At 73.2% G+C, this 2,773-nt stretch carries 3 protein-coding genes and 1 pseudogene; 1 reads left to right on the top strand and 3 read right to left on the bottom strand.

All coding sequences use genetic code 11. The annotated features are described in order from the left end of the window. Positions 1 to 908 (top strand): annotated as a pseudogene (locus NBZ85_RS29930) (hypothetical protein); the annotation flags it as partial. Between the two features lie 78 nt (positions 909 to 986). Here NBZ85_RS29930 and NBZ85_RS29925 read toward each other — a convergent pair. The 3 genes from NBZ85_RS29925 to NBZ85_RS29915 all read right to left on the bottom strand — a co-directional run. Beyond that, a complete protein-coding gene (locus NBZ85_RS29925; protein ID WP_261556296.1) occupies positions 987 to 1,538 on the bottom strand; it encodes an NADPH-dependent FMN reductase in 552 nt (183 codons plus the stop codon). Positions 1,539 to 1,916: 378 nt separating this feature from the next. Next, entirely contained in the window at positions 1,917 to 2,126 is a 210-nt protein-coding gene (locus NBZ85_RS29920; protein WP_011602017.1) for a hypothetical protein, read from the bottom strand. 60 nt (positions 2,127 to 2,186) lie between these two features. Beyond that, positions 2,187 to 2,773, bottom strand: a 587-nt coding sequence (locus NBZ85_RS29915; RefSeq protein WP_261563285.1) for a PfkB family carbohydrate kinase, incomplete at its 5' end; no start/stop codon positions are given.

The following is a 2,773-nucleotide window of genomic DNA, read 5'->3' as shown; positions in this document are numbered from 1 at the left end:
TCTCCGACCGGCGCCGCGGGCTGACCGTTGCGGCAGGCGGCTTCACTGTCGCCGTGACCGCCTTCGGCTTCTCCGCCCCCGCCGGCTCGGGAGGGGACGACGTCCGGCTTCAGCCGACCAGCGCGGTCGACGCCCGCCCCGGGCTCGGCGCGCAGCCCAAGGACGGGAGTCTGTCCTGGCAGCCGGGTGGCGCGCCGGTCTCCCCACTGCCGCCGCCACCGTTTCCCGATCCGATCTACGGTTCGACCGCAACCCCTGGCGGTACCGCCGCCGCGGACGGCATCGGGCGGACGGCGCCGACGTATCCCGCGCCGTCGCTCGATGACGGGTCCGCCGGAGAAGGCCTGACAGCCAGAGACGGCCTGCCAGCCGGCAATTCCCCTCGCGTTGACCGTGGTGGGGATGTCGACAGGGACGAGGCCGGGGGACGCTTCGTCGGAGGCCCGATCGGCAGTACCTCTCAGGACAGCACCCACCCCGGCACCGCCGGCTACTCGGGTGCCGGCGTCCCAGCCAGCGCCGCGGCGCAGGGGCCCGGGGTGCGTGCTGACCCTCGGGGGTGGGCCCCAGCTGGGGGAGCGGCGGCGGAGCCGGGCATCGCGCCGAGCGGTCCGACCGGCGTCACCCCGCGCACACGGGTGCAAGGCCAGCCTGCCGCCGGGTTCGGTCCGACCTCCGCTGCCAGACCCGACTCGGTCGCCGGCGGTCGTGGTGTCCCTGGCGGTCGTGGTGTCCCTGGCGGTAGTGGTGCCGCCGGCTCGGGTGGGGATGGTTCCCGGGCCGGTACCGCGGTGCGGCCCGCAGCCTCGGCGATACCGGGCGCCGATCGGGCATCCGCGCAGCCCGGCGTGGTGATCGGGCCGCTGCCGCAGGTACGGGTCGCCCCCGGGGATGGGGGAGTCGGCTAGGGTTGCTCCGCGCCGCTGGTCATGTTCGGTACCGGGGCCGCGCTGGGTACTGATCGACGACTCGGCCGGGACCGGTGGTCAGGCGGACGGCGCCGTGACCGCGCGTCGGGCCCTGACTATGGCGCTCACCGCCGGGAGGTTTACCGAGCCCCAGGCGTCGAGCTGGGTGGGGAGCTCGGCGAGCGCCGAGTCGAGGACGAAGATCCCGCTGGTCGGGCAGGCCGCGCCGATCTCGACCAGCACGGGGCGCAGGTGCACCTCCACCGCCAAGGCGTGCTGCGCAGCGGCGGCGACCTGGACCGGGATGGCCGGCAGGCCGGCGAGCTCACCGCCGCCGATCTGGTCGAGAAGCAGCTTGAGTAGTCCGGTGTAGGTCGCCTTGTAGGTGGGCGTGGCGATGACGAGGACATCGGCCGCCCGGATGCTGGACAGGGCCGCGCCCACGGTCGGATCACCCCAGCCGAGCAGACCGGCACCCAGCTCGCTGACCTCGATGACCTCCGCCGACGACTCGAAGCCGCTCGCGGCCAGCGAGGTGGCGACGCGTCCGGCCACCGCCTCGGCGACCTGCCTGGTCCGGGAGGCCGGCTTCGGGTTCCCCACGACACTGACTATCCGGCACGGCTCCATCGGGCTGCCTCCCTGTCGGGGCGCGGATCCATGACCCGCAGGTTGCTGGAACCGACGGCGCCTGGCCCTCGTGTCGGCGGCCGAAGCATATCCGGCATCCGTCGGTACACGGCAACAGCCGAGCCTGTTTTGACCCGCACGGTTACCCGGTGATGGCCGCCTGATTGCGCCGCCCGCGCAGGCCTTCGAGCCACCGGGTGGGACGGCCGGATGGGGCTGCGGCGGACTCCGGTCCGGGGCCGCCGCAGCCGGGCATGCCACATCCGGCCCGGGCGTCACCGCCGAGGCCGGATGTGGCGGGTGGGAGGAGGCTCCTGGTTTGGAAACGGTTGGACGCGGGAAGGAGCGCCTCCCCTCGCTCGAATGGTGCGCGGGCGGTCAGCGGGTGTGAAGGGCGAAAGTGTAGAAGATGGCGAGCGGCCACAGCAGAGTCGCGACGAGGGCGGTGAAGAAACTGCTCAGCGCGTGGCCGTCCCAGTCGGTGAAGTTCCAGTAGTCCTGGCTCGCGGTGATGACCACCCCAACGATGAGATAGAGAAGCGTACCGAGGCTGATGCTGCTGGTTCGGGTCCCAACCCGGGTGGCCATGACTACTCCTTCAACGGGGTTCATACCTGGCTGTCGCAGGATTACCCGCTATACGCCCACCTACACGCGCTTGTCTGGTTGTTCTTTTCGTCGGAATGCCCCTTCGGTGGCCGGGGAGGTCGGCTCACCCGGCACCCGTCCGGCCGAATCGCCGAGGTGAGGCAGCGCGTCGAGGGCGCCCCGGTGGCGGACCGTCCAGGCCGCGGCGGCGAGGCCCGCCTCGACGGCGGCTTCGACGAGGCCGGGTGGAGGGGGGCCCGGAAAGGAGGCGCGGAGTTCGGTGGCGTTGGTGGCGTTGGTGGCGAAGAGGATGTGGGTGAGCGCGGCGGTGAACGCATCCGAGGCGGCGGTGGTGTCGACGACGGTCGTCGGATGGGCCGGGCGCGCCCACGCTCGGGCGCCGTCCCACACGGCGACCCCGTGTTCCGCCCGGGTGACACACACCAGCGGCGTCGCGAACCGACGGCCGAACGCGGCCGCCAGCTCCGCCCCGGGCCCGGCGGCCGCCGGATCGCCGGCCGCCGCCAGCAACAGCCTGGCCTCCTGCTCGTTCGGGGTGGCGGCGCTGATGCGGTCCCAGGGCAGGTCGACGAGGGCCGCCGCGACGGACCGTTCGGGCGGGGCGGGATGGACGACCAGTGCCACGC

Source organism: Frankia tisae (assembly GCF_025403405.1).
Lineage (GTDB): Bacteria > Actinomycetota > Actinomycetes > Frankiales > Frankiaceae > Frankia > Frankia tisai.
Note: the sequence above shows the minus strand (reverse complement) of the source record. Positions and strands in the feature narration are given on the sequence as shown.

Excerpts from the sequence above, each read along its gene's own strand:
- NBZ85_RS29920 (WP_011602017.1), bottom strand. The coding sequence starts at position 2,126 with ATGGCCACCCGGGTTGGGACCCGAACCAGCAGCATCAGCCTCGGTACG.
- NBZ85_RS29925 (WP_261556296.1), bottom strand. The coding sequence starts at position 1,538 with ATGGAGCCGTGCCGGATAGTCAGTGTCGTGGGGAACCCGAAGCCGGCC.